20 protein-coding genes and 1 tRNA gene are annotated in these 15,548 nt (G+C 66.0%); 9 read left to right on the top strand and 12 right to left on the bottom strand.

The window, feature by feature from the left end:
• Positions 1–4: 4 nt before the first annotated feature.
• Together NDI56_RS11710 and NDI56_RS11705 are read right to left on the bottom strand one after the other, a co-directional pair.
• A complete protein-coding gene (locus tag NDI56_RS11710; protein ID WP_276251967.1) occupies positions 5–136 on the bottom strand; it encodes a 30S ribosomal protein S27ae in 132 nt (43 codons plus the stop codon).
• The gene (locus tag NDI56_RS11705; protein ID WP_310919715.1) at positions 136–444 is read right to left on the bottom strand and encodes a 30S ribosomal protein S24e; all 309 of its coding nucleotides are present in this window, start codon (positions 442–444) and stop codon (positions 136–138) included. Before NDI56_RS11705 ends, NDI56_RS11710 begins: the two co-directional genes overlap by 1 nt.
• A 138-nt stretch (positions 445–582) precedes the next feature.
• On the opposite strand from NDI56_RS11705, the gene NDI56_RS11700 reads away from it, so the two are divergent.
• Positions 583–1,044: a hypothetical protein gene (locus tag NDI56_RS11700; protein ID WP_310919714.1), complete on the top strand. Its 462-nt coding sequence runs from the start codon at positions 583–585 to the stop codon at positions 1,042–1,044.
• Positions 1,045–1,077: 33 nt separating this feature from the next.
• Here the strand turns inward: NDI56_RS11700 and NDI56_RS11695 are convergent, their stop codons facing one another.
• The 4 genes from NDI56_RS11695 to NDI56_RS11680 all read right to left on the bottom strand — a co-directional run bounded on the left by NDI56_RS11695 (position 1,078) and on the right by NDI56_RS11680 (position 5,970).
• The gene (locus tag NDI56_RS11695) at positions 1,078–2,085 is read right to left on the bottom strand and encodes an AAA family ATPase (RefSeq protein WP_310919713.1); all 1,008 of its coding nucleotides are present in this window, start codon (positions 2,083–2,085) and stop codon (positions 1,078–1,080) included.
• A gap of 252 nt (positions 2,086–2,337) precedes the next feature.
• Positions 2,338–4,314: a DUF460 domain-containing protein gene (locus NDI56_RS11690; protein WP_310919712.1), complete on the bottom strand. Its 1,977-nt coding sequence runs from the start codon at positions 4,312–4,314 to the stop codon at positions 2,338–2,340.
• 235 nt (positions 4,315–4,549) lie between these two features.
• Positions 4,550–5,260 carry a DUF3105 domain-containing protein gene (locus NDI56_RS11685; protein WP_310919711.1) on the bottom strand — a complete coding sequence of 237 codons (711 nt, stop codon included), beginning with the start codon at positions 5,258–5,260 and terminating at the stop codon, positions 4,550–4,552.
• A 38-nt stretch (positions 5,261–5,298) separates the two neighbouring features.
• On the bottom strand, positions 5,299–5,970 hold the full coding sequence (locus NDI56_RS11680; protein ID WP_310919710.1) for an enoyl-CoA hydratase/isomerase family protein: 672 nt from the start codon (positions 5,968–5,970) through the stop codon (positions 5,299–5,301).
• A gap of 60 nt (positions 5,971–6,030) precedes the next feature.
• On the opposite strand from NDI56_RS11680, the gene NDI56_RS11675 reads away from it, so the two are divergent.
• The 5 genes from NDI56_RS11675 (at position 6,031) to NDI56_RS11655 (ending at position 8,896) form a co-directional block, all read left to right on the top strand.
• Complete coding sequence (locus NDI56_RS11675) at positions 6,031–6,666, top strand: DUF7114 family protein (protein ID WP_310919709.1); 636 nt, start codon at positions 6,031–6,033, stop codon at positions 6,664–6,666.
• A 63-nt stretch (positions 6,667–6,729) separates the two neighbouring features.
• A tRNA-Thr gene (locus NDI56_RS11670) sits at positions 6,730–6,801 on the top strand.
• Between the two features lie 233 nt (positions 6,802–7,034).
• Positions 7,035–8,003 carry a restriction endonuclease gene (locus NDI56_RS11665; protein WP_310919708.1) on the top strand — a complete coding sequence of 323 codons (969 nt, stop codon included), beginning with the start codon at positions 7,035–7,037 and terminating at the stop codon, positions 8,001–8,003.
• Between the two features lie 8 nt (positions 8,004–8,011).
• Entirely contained in the window at positions 8,012–8,209 is a 198-nt protein-coding gene (locus NDI56_RS11660; protein WP_310919707.1) for a hypothetical protein, read from the top strand.
• A 231-nt stretch (positions 8,210–8,440) separates the two neighbouring features.
• Complete coding sequence (locus NDI56_RS11655) at positions 8,441–8,896, top strand: hypothetical protein (RefSeq protein ID WP_310919706.1); 456 nt, start codon at positions 8,441–8,443, stop codon at positions 8,894–8,896.
• 36 nt (positions 8,897–8,932) lie between these two features.
• On the opposite strand, the gene NDI56_RS11650 is transcribed toward NDI56_RS11655, so the two are convergent.
• From NDI56_RS11650 to NDI56_RS11640, 3 genes are all read right to left on the bottom strand, one after another.
• Positions 8,933–9,376: an acyl-CoA thioesterase gene (locus tag NDI56_RS11650; protein WP_310919705.1), complete on the bottom strand. Its 444-nt coding sequence runs from the start codon at positions 9,374–9,376 to the stop codon at positions 8,933–8,935.
• Positions 9,377–9,421: 45 nt separating this feature from the next.
• On the bottom strand, positions 9,422–10,090 hold the full coding sequence (locus tag NDI56_RS11645; RefSeq protein ID WP_310919704.1) for an AIM24 family protein: 669 nt from the start codon (positions 10,088–10,090) through the stop codon (positions 9,422–9,424).
• Between the two features lie 128 nt (positions 10,091–10,218).
• Positions 10,219–11,193, bottom strand: coding sequence for a DUF5784 family protein (locus NDI56_RS11640; RefSeq protein ID WP_310919703.1), 975 nt, complete (start codon positions 11,191–11,193; stop codon positions 10,219–10,221).
• Positions 11,194–11,369: 176 nt separating this feature from the next.
• Here NDI56_RS11640 and NDI56_RS11635 point away from each other — a divergent pair, with 176 nt between their 5' ends.
• Both NDI56_RS11635 and NDI56_RS11630 read left to right on the top strand, forming a co-directional pair.
• On the top strand, positions 11,370–11,780 hold the full coding sequence (locus tag NDI56_RS11635) for a GNAT family N-acetyltransferase (protein WP_310919702.1): 411 nt from the start codon (positions 11,370–11,372) through the stop codon (positions 11,778–11,780).
• Between the two features lie 227 nt (positions 11,781–12,007).
• Positions 12,008–12,181 (top strand): DUF5786 family protein, encoded by a 174-nt coding sequence (locus tag NDI56_RS11630; RefSeq protein WP_310919701.1) that lies wholly within the window; start codon positions 12,008–12,010, stop codon positions 12,179–12,181.
• Here the strand turns inward: NDI56_RS11630 and NDI56_RS11625 are convergent.
• Together NDI56_RS11625 and NDI56_RS11620 are read right to left on the bottom strand one after the other, a co-directional pair.
• On the bottom strand, positions 12,168–12,899 hold the full coding sequence (locus NDI56_RS11625) for a DUF7530 family protein (RefSeq protein ID WP_310919700.1): 732 nt from the start codon (positions 12,897–12,899) through the stop codon (positions 12,168–12,170). The two genes, NDI56_RS11630 and NDI56_RS11625, sit on opposite strands and share 14 nt — an antisense overlap.
• 241 nt (positions 12,900–13,140) lie before the next feature.
• Entirely contained in the window at positions 13,141–13,998 is an 858-nt protein-coding gene (locus tag NDI56_RS11620) for a YkgJ family cysteine cluster protein (RefSeq protein ID WP_310919699.1), read from the bottom strand.
• Between the two features lie 65 nt (positions 13,999–14,063).
• On the opposite strand from NDI56_RS11620, the gene NDI56_RS11615 reads away from it, so the two are divergent.
• Positions 14,064–14,270 (top strand): DUF7561 family protein, encoded by a 207-nt coding sequence (locus NDI56_RS11615; protein WP_310919698.1) that lies wholly within the window; start codon positions 14,064–14,066, stop codon positions 14,268–14,270.
• Here NDI56_RS11615 and NDI56_RS11610 read toward each other — a convergent pair whose 3' ends face one another.
• Positions 14,271–15,515 carry a hypothetical protein gene (locus NDI56_RS11610; protein ID WP_310919697.1) on the bottom strand — a complete coding sequence of 415 codons (1,245 nt, stop codon included), beginning with the start codon at positions 15,513–15,515 and terminating at the stop codon, positions 14,271–14,273.
• Positions 15,516–15,548 lie beyond the last annotated feature (33 nt).

Genomic DNA, 15,548 nt, shown 5'->3' with positions numbered 1-15,548 from the left:
CGCCCTATTTCCACTCGGTGTAGCCGCACTTGCCACAGTGTTGCCGGTCGTCGTGGTCGGCAAGCACCGTGTCACCGCAGCGCGGGCACATCTCCTTGGTCAGTTCGCCGTCTTCGTAGTAGTCTGAACGGGGCATTATGCCTCCTCGGCCTCCTCTTCGCCGTCGGCGACGATCTTGTTGCGCTCGAGCATGTGGTCCTGCTCGACGTCGCGGGCGTACTCGGAGCTGTCGTAGACCTTCGCGTAGCCGACGGTCTTTCGCATGCCGAACTTCGTGTCGAGCTTGTGGATGACGACCTCTTCGGCGTCCTTGTTCAGCGTCGCCGCGAGCGAGTCCCGGACAGAGAGACGGGAGGGGGTGGCCTCGTCGTGGACGACCTCGAAACGGACGTCCGTTCGGTGCAACATGGGATTTTCGTCTTCCTCGATGATGTCGATATCCATGGTTCGTTGTCCATAGATTCCCGTCGAAGCGCCTAAAAGGATTTCGAAGGCACAACTCGCGGTCGCACGCTCCGTGCTATCACGGGTGGGGACAGCCCCTGCACCCCGCGGCGGTCAGCGGCCGAACTGAACCCATAAGTGCCGGCTGCGCGAACCGGCTGTCGAGGGATTCCTATCTACTCGCGAGACCACTTCCTGCTCTCGGTCGCCGTCGGGCTGGCCGCCGGGCTGTACGCCGGGCTGGACCTCCTGACCGGACTCGGCTGGGTCGCGTTCGCCGCTGCCGTCGGCGTCGGCATCGACTTCGACCACTTCCTCGTCGCCTGGTACAACACGGGCGACCCGCGGGCGATTCGCTACTGCCTGCGACACCCGCGTGCGGTGTTTACCGACCAGGGGTCCATCTTCGAGCCCTACGAGATAAGCAAGCTCGACCGCCTCCTCAGTCACATGCTCATCGGCGGACCGCTGGTCGCCGCGCTCTGGGTCCCCGCGCCGGCGCTCGCCGTACTGGCCGCCGTGACGCTGTACGTCCACGTCGTCGCCGACCTCGCCCAGGACATCCGCGACCTGCGGGAGACGAACGGGTCGCTTCGCTGAGACACGCACCGGCGGCCGCCTCGTGCTGTGCCGTCACAGCTGGCCGATATCGGCAAGCAGCCGCGAGAGCTGAATCCGCTCGTTGGCGGCCTCCGTCAGCGCCATGTCGGTCTCGCCCGCGAGTTCGTGGACCGTCGCCAGCCGCTGTCCGGAGTAGCGCGAGCGGGCCACGTCGAGCAGCTCCTCGACGACATCGTCGGCCCCGTACCCCTCGTCGACGAGCAGGTCGTCGAGCTCGGACCGGGCGTCGGTAAAACGGCCCTCCTCGGCGGCCTCGACCATCGACTCGACGGCGTCGTCGGCCTCCAGCCCGGTCAGGGTCTCGTAGGCCGTCTCCATGGTCACCTCGCCGGTCTCCTCGTAGGTGGTCTGGGCGGCGAGAATCGCCGACCGGACGTCCCCCTCCGCGTAGCCGGCGACGTACTCCAGCCCGTCGTCGTCGTGCTCGACGCCCTCGCTTTCGACGATATCGGCGAGCACGCCGACGGTCTCGGCGTGGGTCGGTGCCCGCATCACGACCGGGAAACAGCGCGAGCGAATCGGTGGGATGAGCGCCGAGGGCTGGCGGGTCGCGATGACGAACTGCGTCGCCTCGTAGTACTGCTCCATCACCCGGCGCAGCGCCTGCTGGAAGTCCTCGCGAATCCCCTCGGCGTTGTCCAGCAGGATGGTCTTGTAGCTGCCCGACATCGGCGTGTAGCTCGCCGACTCCTTCAGGACGTGGTTGATGAGGTCCGCCTTCGAGGACTCCCGGCGGCGCTTGCTGTCGATAAAGGAGGAAAAACGGGGGTCGTTCGACACCTCCTTTTTCGTCATGTCGAACACGTCGGCGACGTTGAGTTCGGTGAAATCGGCGTCCGGGTTCGCGTGGACCTCGCGGGCGTAGGCCCGCACGGCGGCGGTCTTGCCCGACCCCTTCGGCCCGTGCACGAGGAGGTTCATCGGCTCCTCGATGGCTCCCTGCAGGTGCTCGCGGGCCTCCGGCTGCGGGATATCTTCGAGTGCCGGCGCGTGCGTCTCGGTCCACAGCGGGGCGTCCATCGTGTCGGGCGAGCGTACGCGAGGGGGCGTCAAGTATCCCCCGCTTCGCGAGGAATCGACCGCAGGGAGATTCCTCGAAAGCGACGCGGTGACCGAAGGGAGCCGCCGTGTGCGTTTCGCGACCTCGCTACTGCTCGCGATTCCTTCCAGTCACCGCTCGCCCGTTCGTGGACACCTCACCCCGCTCGGTATCTCCTACTCCACGGCGCCCTTCGGTCGCCGTTCCGTCGAGGGTCTTCCCTGCGACCCTCGCTACTCGCCGCTCACTGGCCTGTCGGCCCGATGCTCGCTGATAATCTGGTCGACCATCTCGGTTTTCCGCTCCTGCCGGCGCTCCTCGGCCCGGTCGTGCCAGTCGTCGATGGCGTCCTCGACGGCCTCCTCGCGGGCGATGGCGAGTTCGTCGACCTCTTGAACGGGGACCACCTCGGCGGGAGCGACGGGAATCTCGTGGTCGAACAGCACCTCGTCGGCGGCGTCGGAGAGGTTCTCGTTGCGAAGCACCAGCCGCGGGTCGACGTCGGCCAGCCGCTGGGCCGTGGATTTCCCCGCGCCGGAGGCGTCCCGGAACATGACGATGTCGCCCGCTACGAGCCCGAACTGCTCGTCGGCCTCGTCGATGGCGTCGCGGGTGAACTGCTCGACGACCTTCACCGGGACCAGCCCCTCCTCGTGCTCGGAGACGTCGGCGAAGTTCGAGTGGTCGAGCCGCCAGAGGTCTTTCAGGCGGTCGAGCTTCTCGGCCAGCTCCTCGCGTTTCGCCTGTTCGTCCTCGACTTTGCGTTCCAGCGCGTCGTTGCGCCGCTCCAGCCGGGTGACCTCGCGGTCCTTGCGGACCTCACGGCGCCCGTCCTGTCTGGCCTTCTCCAGCTGTTTGTCCTTCTCCGTGAGCTGCTCGTCTTTCCGCTGGATTGTGCCTTTCAGCTCCTCGACGTGGTCTTCGAGACGGTCGATGCGGGCGTTCAGGCGCTTTATCTCCTTCTCGTCGGCGGTGAGCTCCCGGGGCTGGTGGCCGGCGCTCTCCTCCTCCGGGTCGTCCTCGCCCTCGATGTCACGCAGCACGCTCTCGACTGACTCCTCGCCGGCGACGACGCGGGCCACGACGGGGCCGACCTCGTGGCGGGGCGGCACCTTCTCGGCGACGCGCTCGAACTGGCTCTCGTGGTGGTCGAAGGCATAGAGCGCCGCGGCCATCGCGTCCCGCTCGTGGTCGTTGTCGTAGCTCTCGTGGCGGGTCCGGTGTTTCTTCTCGTCGACCGGCAGGTCGCGCTCGGGCTTCCAGCCGGCGGCGTCGAACGACCGGCGGAACTTCTCGACGGTCTCGGGCATCGGCGTCACGTCGGCGGCGACGACGACCGGTCGGCCGCGCTCGATAATCCACTCGATGACGTCGGCCTGGTCGCTGGTCCGGGAGGAGTAGACGTCCAGTACCTCGCCGTCGAGGCCGACGATGGCCACCGCCGTCGTGGTCCCGGGGTCGACGCCGACGACGACGTGGTCCCGGCGCTTGGCCAGCGGGCGGAACTCGATGCCGTCACGGCGCACGCGCTCGATTTCGATTCGCGTATCGCCCGAGCGGTGCGTCGAGACCGGGATGTCCCGCGGCCGCCCCTCGACGCGGAAGACGGCGTTGGCGAAACCGCCGTACTTCTCGGTCACGTCGCGCTCGTAGGCCAGTCCGGCGGCGTCGAGTTCGGACTCGACCTCCCGGGCCTGTGTCTTGACAGCGCCGTGGATGCGCCGCGTGTAGCGGTCCTCGGACCAGCCGCCTTTCCCGGTCGAGCGGCCCCGGGCGACCTTCACCTCCGTGGTATCGGTGAAGGCCGACACCTCCTGACCGACGTTCGCGGCCGCGAGTCTGGCCGCCGCCTCCGCTTCCTTCATCGGCTTTTTGCCGTAGGGGACGCCGTGGCGCTTGGCCACCCGAGAGAGCGGTTCCGGTCGCTCGTCGCCGGTCACCTGCACCAGCATCGTCTCGTCGGGCAGCGAGCCCAGAAAGTGGACCAGCTGGTCCTTGTCGGCGGCCAGTTCGTACATGTTGTCCGTCGCCACGATGGCGGGCTCCTCGCCGTCGATGCGCCGCCTGAGTTTCCGCCGCGAGACGACGTCTCGCTGGAGCTCGTCGCCGTCGAACACCACCAGCGCGTAGGAGGGGGCGTCCCCGCGGACGTCGCCGCTCTGGATGTCTACCCCGAAGATGACGGCGTCGAGCGCTGCCGTACGGTTCACGGGGACAGCTAGGGCGTCAGGAAACATAAAGTTCGTTCCGCGTCTAGCGTTCGTGGTTTGTGTGGCGGTGGCTACTGCTGAGGGCCAGACAGCCACGGAATCAGTGGACAACGGCAGCACTGCGGACAGCCAAAAAGCCCCGACTGGCTAAACTCGGGGGCTTTCTGGCTGTTCACAGCAGTGTTCGAGCTGGGAAACAGCTCGGCACAATGACTAATTCGAGAACAAATATCGGTTACCGAACCGGGTTCTCGGGGCCGCGGCCGAGGAACTCGGAGAGAAACGCGAAGACGGTCCGGGCGTCGTAGCTGTCCATGTACATGCGGTGGCGCCAGGCCGTCAGGACGAAGTCGGACTCGGGCTCGGCGTCGGGGTTCGGGACGACGATGACGCTGCGCCACTGGCCGGTGTGGGTGTCGGCGAACGCCTGCAGGCTGGTTCGGGTCGACTCGTTCATCGCGTCCTCGTCGTAGTAGATGACGACCGCGCCGTGTTCCAGCCCGTGGACGATGTTACCCGCCGGCTGTGGCTCCTCGTAGAAGCCGCCCCGGGCCGCCGTGGAGTAGTGAGTGCCGGACAGCGGTGGCGACTGCGCGTAGCTGATATCAGTGCCGCTGTCGACGTGCTGGTTCCCCTCGCTGGGGAACCGCTCGACCGACGAGAGGCGCTCGCTGTCGCCCGACTCGTTCAGCGCGGCCCCCTCGATACCCTCGGCACCGCCGCCGCCGCTCAGCTGTGTGACGTAGAGGACCGCACCGACGACCAGGACGAGGCCGACGCCGGCCGCCACCACGCTCAGCGAGACGCCGTCGTCGTCGTCACTCCCGCGGCTGTCGACCCGTCGCTGGTCGATAGCGCCGAGTTCCCCCTCGTGACTGTCGGCGAGGTGGTCGAGATAGGCTTCCTCGCCGTCGAACGACGCCCCACAGTAGTCGCAGTCAACCATTGGGCCACCGTATGCGGGCGGGGGTTTTGAACGTATTGCTACCCCGACTCTACCAGCTCTGCGAAGGCCTCTCGCTCGCGTTCGTCGCCGGTCTGCTGGTCGCTGTCGTCTCTGAGCCGTCGCTTCAGCGTCCGGAGCGCCCGGTGGTCGACGGCGGCCAGTTCGTCGGCCACGTCGCGGGGGGTGTCGGTCACCCGGGAGACGAGCCCCATCCGCAGCGCCGTCTCGGCGTCGACGGTCCGGCCCGACAGCGCCAGGTCCATCGCCGTGCCCGCACCGACGATTCGCGGGAGACGAGTCGTCCCGCCCCACGCGCCAAAGAGGCCGAGTTTCACGCCAGTCTCCGCGAACGTCGCCGCCGGGGTCGCCACCCGCAGGTCACAGGCGAGCGCCAGTTCGACGCCGCCGCCGCGGGCCGGCCCGTCGACACCGGCCACGACCGCGCCGTCGTACCCCTCGAACGCGTTCGCGACCCGCTGGCCCAGCGCGGCGAAGTCTGCGGCGCCCGCCGCGTCGAGCGCCTGCACCACGTCGAGGTCCGCGCCGGCACAGAACGCCTCGCCCGCGCCGCGGAGATAGACGACCGGCTCGGTCGCGTCCGCGATTGCCTCCGAAAGCGCACGCAGGGCGGCGCGGTCGAGCGCGTTGCGCCGCGCGGGTCGGTCGAGTGTCAGCACGCGCACGTCGCCGTCGACGGTCGTCCGGAGCATGGTTCCGCTGATATCGGTGTTTCCAAAGGTCTTTGGCCTTGCCTCCGAAAGGTCACACCAATGGAGGAAGTGGCGGCGGTCCGCCAGGCAGCACTGGCGAGCGTCGACGACATCGAGCCCGACCGGCTCCGTGAACGTATCACCGCCCGACTCGACGATGCCTCGTTCGCCCCGGGCGTGCTGACGCTCGTCACCGCGACAGCGGTACGGGGCCGGTCGGTCGACGGCGACGAGGATATCGCCGCCGGCGTCCAGCTCATCTACGAGGGGCTCACACTCACTCGCCGGCTCGCCCACGACGACCCCTGGACCACCGGCGACCGCGACGCCGCCGACCTGGATATCCTCATCGCCGACATCCTCGTCTCCCGCGGCTTTTACCTGCTGGCCCGCACCGACGCCGCCGAGGCCGCCGTCGACGTGGTCCGGGCCTTCGGTCGGGACCAGACCGAACTCCGGAGCACCGGCGACACCGCCCTCGACGACGCGCTGGAGGTCGACATCTGCGAGCTCGCCGTCGTCGCCGGCGTGACCGCCGCCGACCACGAGCTCACCCCCGACCTGCGCGCGCTCGGGGCCGACCTCGCCGCGGACGGGCTCCCGGAGAGCGTCGCCCTCGTCGACGGCGACGTGGCCGCGGCTCTGGCGGCCGAAACGGACTCCGACCCGGGGACCGAAGCCGCCGCCGACCACTGACCGCTCCGTCGTCGGTCGGAATCGAAACGCCTAAAGACAATTGCGGGATAGAAGGAAGTGCGTGCCTGGGTAGCTTAGCGGTAAAGCGCGTCCTTGGTAAGGACGAGACCCCGGATTCAAATTCCGGCCTAGGCTTTCTGCGACGAACGGACGCGAGGCGTCATATCGCCGAGCGACTGCTGAAGTCGGCAAGCCGACACCGGAATTTGAATTCCTGCCAGTCGCGCGCAACGGAGTCGAGCGAACAGCTAATATCGCGGACTGAGGCTTCGTGACGGTCTCTGAGTTCGGCGCACACGTTTATATGTCCTTAGACGCAGACTCAACTCATGCAAGCGGTTTCTATGCGAGAATATCTCCGTGATCGTATGTACGAAACTACTCCGGAGATGTTCGAGATTCTGTGTAAGATGGTTCTTGCCCGTCGGTTGAATACAGATTCGCTACACGTGACGGCTTTCCGCCAAGATGAGGGCATCGATATTGAGGGTTACATCGACGAGGACGTTTTTACCGCGTTGTTCGGGGCACAGGTCAAACGCTATACCGAGGGTAACACCGTCGGGAACAACCACGTCCAGCGGTTTAGCGGTGCTTTGACTCAGGCGAACTATCAAACTGGGACGTATATCACGTCCAGTTCGTTCACAGCGCCTGCCGTAGAGGCGGCCAAAGATCTGCAGATACATCTCGTTGATGGTGAACGTCTCGCGATGACGATGGTACAGCACCGGATCGGCGTGAACGAAATTCGAGATGGGTACGAGGTGGACGGGGAGTTCTGGGAGGCGCTAAAAGAGCCGGAACAGCAAGATACTGTTCCATCAACTGAGGTCCCGCTCGCGAACAGTTTCGAGACACTCCGGCTCTTTCTGAAGGCTATCGAAAAGACGGATGGCTCCAAGAGAGCGATTCACGGCGAAGTTTCCGATTTCGACCCGAGACACGCTGATCTGTATGGTACTGCAGGATGGTTACTGGGGTTCGTTCACAAGGACACGCCGAAGTCGGTGGACGGCCGTGACGTACGTCGGTGGGGACTCACGAGTGATGGTGTAAAGTACCTCAGACTCCACGAACGGGGTGACACAGAGGCTGCTGAGTCGTTACTGGTCGATGCAGTTCGGGAGGTGGAAATCATCCGGCGTATGTACGAACTGATCGAACGTGAGGGGGAATTGACCTACGATGCACTGAAAGAGAAGCTGTCTGTGGAAACGACGCTCGCTGAAACGAGCGTTTCACGCCGAGCGAGTACTGTCGCGCAGTGGCTCACCGTGTTGCCGGACGTCGAAGCGGTGTCCGACGGGCACAGCAAGAAGTTCGTCCAGATATAGATCGGCATATGGCGCAATCGAACACTGTCACCGTCCCGCGTATCACCGCCGCCTCGGCCGCCGATTACCTCCGCGACTACGCGCGAGAGCTCGAACAAGCCGGCGCAGAGGGAGAATACACACAGGAAATAGCAGATATTGTCACAGTACTTGACTCAGCTTTAGGCGATGACACTCTCTCCTGCAGTCACGAAAAAGACGGCTGAAAAGTAATCGGCTGTTTTGCTGCGAACGGCTGATAGTGAGCAACTGCACGGTCATCGGTCAACATCCATATGCTCGAATGGTCGCGTGTTTTGCTTCCCTTCAGAAGGTAGTCTGTCGGTGCGAACGACGTGAGCAACCGCCTCCTCCGGATTCGCGGTCCGGCCCGGGAGTTGCCTGAACGCCTACCGGGGCCATTGACATTTAATTAGCTACTGGCCTATCGCGGACGTATGGCGCTCTGGGCGGCCGTGCGTGTGGCTGTCGGAACAACGACGACTGTCGTGTCGACCGTTCTCGTGGCGGTGCTGCTCCCGCTGGTCGGCCTCGGGACGGCCAACGTCGTCGGCGACTCGCTTCCGGTCTGGCTGTTCGCGCTCCCGCTGCTGGTCTGTCCCGTCGTCGGGGGCGCGCTTACCGGATTCTTGCACGGGGCTGGGCGGCGGGTCGACATGCTACTTGCCGGCGTCGCGGCCGCCCTCGGAACCGCGGTTGTCGGTGTCCTGTTCGCGCTCGGACTCGTCGTCCTCCTGCTGGGTATGACACCGGCACACACCGTCGAAACCCCGACGTTCTCGGGGCTCGCGCGCTCTTGGGCGCCACTCGGTGCGGGACTTGGGTTCGTCGTCGGCGCGGTGCTTGGGGGTCTCGGCGGTGTCGGTGGCTCCGCTCTGCGACGGGCGCTATAGCAACACCTCAAGCTACGCACGACCGCTCTCGTGCTGTCACTCCCGACTCGGCTCCTCGGCCAGTGCCTTCTCCTGGAGTTCCTTGCATTTCTCGCCCTCGACTTCGAGGTCCGGAACCGGCGTCGGTTTGCCGTCCTCGACGGCGACGAAGGTGGCGTAAGCCGAGGTGGTCGGCTCGGTCTCGCCGGTGTGGGGGTTCTCGGCGCTGACTTCTATTCGCACGCGGACGCTCGTGCGGCCGGTGGCGTAGGCGTAGGACTCGACGAGGGCGTTGTCACCGATGGGGATGGGCCGCTCGAAGTCGACGCGGGACATCTGGGCGGTGACACAGGACTGTTCGGCGGCCCGCATGGCGGACATCGCGCCGATTTCGTCCATCCACTTCATCACGAGACCGCCGTGGGCGGAGTCGTAGTTGTTGGCGTGGGTCGGCTGGACGCGCTCGCGGTTGACGATATGCGTGTCGGCGACGTTGGGCATGCCACCGCGTAGAGCGGCCGGGATTAAAAACCGGTCGTCGCCGGGCTACTGCTGTGGGTTGCCTTCTTCGAAGGGCTGGACGATGACGAACCCGTCGGGGTTCGAGAACTCCAGCTGGTACTGCTCGCCGGACGACTGGCCGACCATATCGGAGAGGCTGCGGTTGACGCTGCTGGACGGCGAGTTGTTGGCGCTCCAGGCGACCGTGGCCTGTGGGTCGGTCTTGACCGGCGGCGTCAGTACGAGCGGGTTCCCGTGGGTCGTGATAGCGATGCTGCCGGGGCCTTCGAGGAAGACGTTGGTCAGGCCGCCCGCGGAGGCGCCGGAGATGCTGCCGATGGTCGAGATGCTGTAGTCGACGCTCGACTCGAACGCCAGCACGTCGTTGCCGTTGACGGAGATGGACTCGCCGGCGTCGAGGTCCATAACCTGGATCTCTTTGGCGTCGTCGGCGACGTAGAGGTGGCCGGTCCCCTCGACGTTCATCACGGGTGTCCCCTCGCTGGTCGCCTTGGATTTGATGAACCCCTTGATACCGCCTTCGGCGTTCGACGAGCCGGTAAAGGTGAGGTCACCCTCGTAGGCGACCATCGCCCCGGCCTTGGTCACGACCTTCCCGTCGACGGCGATGTCGAGGAGTTTGCTGTTTTCGAGCTGGAAGGTGTCGCCACCCTCGTCCGGTCGGTTCTCGCTGATGAATTTGTCTATGTCCATACTGAATCTCGGCCGAGTTGTCGGCCGCTACCGCGGCGTTCGCTACGGGAGTATGAAACGTTTGTCCTGTTGATGGGTGTATTTACTGTAACGTGAACGAAAAAATCGGCGCGGCGTCGCCGGGGCCGTCAGAACGGGAGCGGGAACGGGACCGAGCCGCGGGCGTAGCCTTCGAGGCGGCCGTCGGGTCGGTAGCGGAAGACGACGAGCGGCTCGTAGCCGACGCTCGGCTGTTCGGCGAGCACGCGCCGCCACTCGTCGTCGTGGAAGGAGGTACAGTCCACGACGAGCACGGCGCCGGGGTGGGCCGCCAGCTGGTCGCGGGTCTTGGCGTCGCCCGACGCTTTCAGGGCGCCGATGGCGGTGTCGACCTGCCGCCGGCTGGGCGGGCGCGGGCGGGTCACCTCGACGAGGGTGTCCTCGACGCGGAAATCGACCGAGTGGCCCGAGTCCAGTTCGACCTCGGGGACGATGTCGTTGCCCGAGTCGACGAGCAGCTTGGCGGTGTTGAACTCCCCCATCGTCGCCTGCATCCGCGAGAGGTCGAAGCCCTGACTGGTGCCCAGTTTGCTGGCCATCGTGTAGCGGTAGTCGTCGAGCACGCCGGTCGCGAGGAAGTCGTCGTAGAACCGGAGTCCCTCGTCGCGGCCGGCGTCGGGGAAGCCCCCGGCGTGGTCCCGGAAGAACGTCCGGGTGGAGTCGCGGCCGTCCTTCGAGAGAAAGACCGGGAGGAAAAAGTACGCCAGTGTCTCGTGCTCGGCGAGCCACGGGTCCTCGACCTCGAGCTGGGCCAGCAGCTCCCGCTGGGCCCAGTCGGCGATCGGTCGGGGGCTTCGCTCGAACGTCCGCTTGTCCGTCCGCCAGAGCGTCTCGGGCGTCTGCGTGTTGCCGAGCCAGTACGCCTCTTGTCCGTTCCACGTAAAGAGCGCCAGGTCGCCGTTGTCCATCTCCAGCCGGCGGGCCGCCCACCCGTCGGGCGGGGCGAACCACGGGCCGTTCAGTTCTGCGCCGAACGTGTCGTCGAGCGGTGAGAGAAGGTCACGCCGGACACGGTCCTCGTTCCAGCGTTCTGTCGAGTGTCGAAATCGAATCGGGCCAGCCACGGTGTGTTATAACCGGTCAGTGCTCTTGTGCGTTCCGTTGCTGGAGCCGGGCAACTGTCTCGAAGGACACCTGCTTCGGTCGTCTGTCCCGAACAGCCACTCAGTAGGAGTGTGAGCCGATCGGTCGGAGATATCACGCGAACATATTTCCAGCGCCAGCTGTATGATTTAAACGCATGGAAATCCGGGAGCTACGGGACGAAAGCGAGCGGCGTGAGGCCGTTCCAGTTCTCCGTCAACTGTGGTGTGACGCCGAGCCAAACGAGATACTGGAGTGGACGGGAGACGACGAGTACCGCTTGTTCGGTGGATTCGTTGAGGGGGAGCTAGTCGGCGCTGCTGGCGTCCTCGTCACGTGTCTGCTCCACCATGCTCGCCACGCGTGGCTCTACGATCTCGTCGTCGACGACGCTCGGAGGGAGGAGGGATACGGAACTGCGCTCGTCGCGTTCGTCGAGGAGTGGGCCAGAGAGCGAGGATGCGAGTACGTCGCGCTGGCATCGCCACTCGCGAAAGACGGAACCCATCGATACTACGAGAACAGAGCGTACGAGAAGTGGGGGTACGTTATAGAGAAACAACTCTGAGCGTCGCCTCGTCCCCGCTCTCCGCGCGGTGTTCACGGCATCGAGACCGGACGCGGGGAAGGCGCTTTTTCGGGGAACGGGTCGTGGGCTACCGGCTCACACCCGCACGACGTGGTGTCGTCGCCGCTTATCTCGCGGTGACCGAAACGAGCGGAAAACGCCGACAAGGAAAAAAGTGCGCCGTTACATTGATAACGACTACCACACAACTTGTAGTGTGGTAACCTATGTCGATGGGAGCATACGACGACGACGAACACGAACGCCGTGAGCGCAAGAACAACGAGGTAGTGCTGTCGGAGGACGACGACCGGACAGCGTATCACGGGTCGGTCGACTACGACAGCGGCGAATCCACCGAGGAGCTGCTCGACCAGTTCAAGCAGATCAACTCCGATTGACGCCGCTTCTCGACCTGACCTCTAACAGCCCGACGGAGGCGCCAGTGACGACCGTGACCGCGACCACGTGAGCGAGCAACGCCGCGAGCAGCACCGACTGGTTCAGTACGAACGGGACGAGCACGAGCTGGAGAACGCCAAAGCCCCACGTCTCGATATCCGCACGCTGGAACACCCGGGCCGTCTCGGGGTCGAACCGGAAACGCAGCGACCGCCAGAGCCCGGTGACGCTGGCCCACCAGCCGGTGCCGATGCGATAGCAGATGTCCCACAGGATGAGCAACATGAGATACACCACCAGCACCGGTGGCTCGGGGCCGAATAGCGTGTTCAGCAACGGGGAACTGGCCGTCTGCGGGTCGAAGACGAAGATGTGGGTCAGCAGGGCGATGTACGCGAGCACCGACAGCACCACCTCCATGTTCGAGGAGAAAAGCAGCGCCCGGTAGGTCGGCGGGACGTCGATACGGCGGACGAGCGTGCTGATGCGGAGCATCTCGATACTGCCGACGGTGGCGACGAAGATGACCGCCGTCGCCGCGATGGCGACGTTCCACGTGTCGTAGTACCACGACAGCCCGACGACGGCAACCTCGAAGACGACGAGCTGGATGGCGAGGGCCGCCCACGTCGGCAGTCGGATGCCCGGCAGCGCGCCGACGATGCTCTCGTACACCCACGTCTCGCCGTAGTCGGGGTGGGGGTTCTCGTTGCTCACCGCTCGCCCCCGCTCGGGACCGGACGTGCGTGCATGTCCCACAGAGAGGACTGCAGGCGGTTAAAATGCACCGTCGTCGCAGCGGTGTGTCTCGGTATCGCGGCGCGGCTGAACAGCCGGACAGCCCCGCCAGCAGTGGCTGTCGACAGCGTTGCGAACTACCGGGAGGCCTCCAACGGAGCTGGCCGGCCTTTCTGGCTCTCGCGGTCTGAATAGCCACGAGCAGAACGCTGCGACCGAGTCACCAGCCGGGCGTCGGGGGTGCGCCGTCGGCGTCCTCCACGTCACTGGGCTCGGGAGCGTCCGTGGCGCGCTCGCCGATGCCTTCGACCGCCCGTTCCCACGTCTCGATGGCACGGCCGGCCCACGAATCGGCCTCCAGTACCGTCTCCAGCACCTGCTCGTAGCGGTCGCCGTTGACCGCGAGCGTCCCCGGACTCGACGCGGCGGCGACGGCGACGAACTCGGCGCGGTCCGCAGGGGTCAGCTCACCGTCGCGAAAGCGCTCGACGCGACCGGCCACCCGGTCGGGCTCGGGGTGGGCGAACACCCGCTCGCCGACCGCGTCGGGGCCAAAGCGCGGCGTCACGTCAGGGGGCTCGTCGTCGAGCAGACGGCGGCCGCCGTGGACGCGTTCGACGCGCTCACACTCCGTCTCGGTCGAGAGCAGCAGGTTCTCGCCGGGGTAGGTGCTGCAGGCGTCCGGATACAGGTCGCCGTCGTGGATGCGACACTGCAGCGTCGTCGGGTCCAGGAAGGCGCAGCTTCGGAGCCACGTCGGCGGCCGGTCGAACGGCGCGACGGGTTTGGGCGGCTTCCGGAGGCCGACGAAGAAGACGGGCCGGCCGTCGATGGCGGCCACGTCCACGCCGTCGAGGGTGACCGACCGGTCGTCGGTGGCCCGCCAGAGCCGCGGGCGGAGCGCGTCGCCGTAGCCCGCTTCGACGAAGCCCCGAATCTCCTCGCGGCCGAGGGGGACGAGGTTGTAGCTGTCGTCGAACGGGTCGAACGGCCCCGTCCGCTCGTGGTCGATATCGCGGCCGGTGAGCGGTCGCCAGTCGATACAACAGCCCGCACACCCCTCGCAGTCGACCTCCATGGTGTAGTGTAGACAATCCAACAACAAAAAGAAAGGGCCTTACGCCCGTCGCCGCTACAGCGGGTATGGCTTCGGACACCTGTGACGGCTGTAACGACTCGGTGTCCATCGGCGGCGGTATCGCCAACATCTGGACACAGGAGAGTCGCCCCACCGAGGGGATTATTCTGGAACTGGGCGACGGCACCGAGCACCTGCTCTGTTACGACTGCATCGACCGGCTGCCCGACGACCGCGAGGTGCGGGCGGCGGATGTCGAGGATCTGGCGTAATCAGGCATCGGGGCCTCGGTCGCTGAACAGCGTCGCCGTGCGGTCGCTGTCCGGGAATTCGTAGACGAGACGGATATCGTACGATGACGTGACGCCGACAGCGACCGTGTTGCCGGCGCCGATGCCGTCGTTGTCGCTTGTCTCTCCCTGCCACGGGCCCGCCGCGGTCTGGTCGGCCCCACCGGCGTCGGCGAACCCGCTTCCACGGACGTAGAGGTCGCTTGCGTCGATATTGTCGCCGCCGCGGTGCTCGATCGTCACGTGACCGGCGTCCGCGTCGTACGTCGCTCGCCACTGGACCTGTGGGGCCGGTTCGGTCGACTCCGTCGCCCAGTTCGGGTCCAGGGAGCCTACATCCCCAGTCTGGACAGATGCGGTCGCGGTGACGGCCGACCCGTCCGCGGGAGCCGCCACCGACGCGGAGTCGAAGCGCTCGCTCTCGCTGGCCCACGACCGCACTGCGTCGGCTCCCACGGCGTCGCCGACGAACGCGGCCGACACAGTCGTGCGGTCCGTTCCGAGCCGCCAGCTGTACCCTTCGGCGCTCGCGCCGTCGACGGAGGCGATATCGGGGGTGTTCGACCGGACTGCGACCGATTCGCCCGGCGCAACGAGCGCCAGTACCGTCCCGATATCGGGGACGGCTGCCGGGAGCCGCTCGTCGTCCCGGGCCATGGCTGCGACCGCTTCGACGGTGTCGACACCCAGCTTCGAGCGTGTCCCCGCACGGATGAAGACGTCCGACGCGACGCCGAAGGCGTCCTGCAGGTCCTGACTCTCGAACGCGTATATCTCCACGCCGTTGACGGTTCGCTGGCGTTCCAGCCCCCAGTCGGTCAGGTAGGCCCGGACGTTGTCGGTCTCGTGGGGCCCAAACAGCGCCGCGATGCCGTCCGATAGCAGTATCCCTCGCCGCTGGTCGGTAATCGGCCCGAGGCCGTCTATCCCGAGGTCGGTCGTGGACAAGTTCGTCGCGCTCGACGGGAGGATCTCGCTGTAGGACGCGACCTCGGCCGGCTCGAACGACACCACTTCGTATCCGCCGTCGAGGCCCAGCGCGGCGGGGCTCGGCGCCCACGAGGTCCACTCGGGGATACCGCTGCGCTGTAGCCCGTCGGTACTACCCGGTGTCTCGCTGGGCTCGTTCGTGGGCGTCGATTCCGACTCCGAACCGAGACAGCCGGCGAGACTCCCTGCCAAGACTCCGCCGACGACTCGAAGCACGTTTCGTCGTCTCCTGAGCATAAAATCCATGGCTGATTTTTCGCATAAAAATGT

Source organism: Halomicroarcula saliterrae, from assembly GCF_031624395.1.
Taxonomy (GTDB): domain Archaea; phylum Halobacteriota; class Halobacteria; order Halobacteriales; family Haloarculaceae; genus Haloarcula; species Haloarcula saliterrae.
The sequence above is the reverse complement of the archived record's forward strand: the minus strand, read 5'-3'. Positions and strand labels throughout refer to the sequence as shown.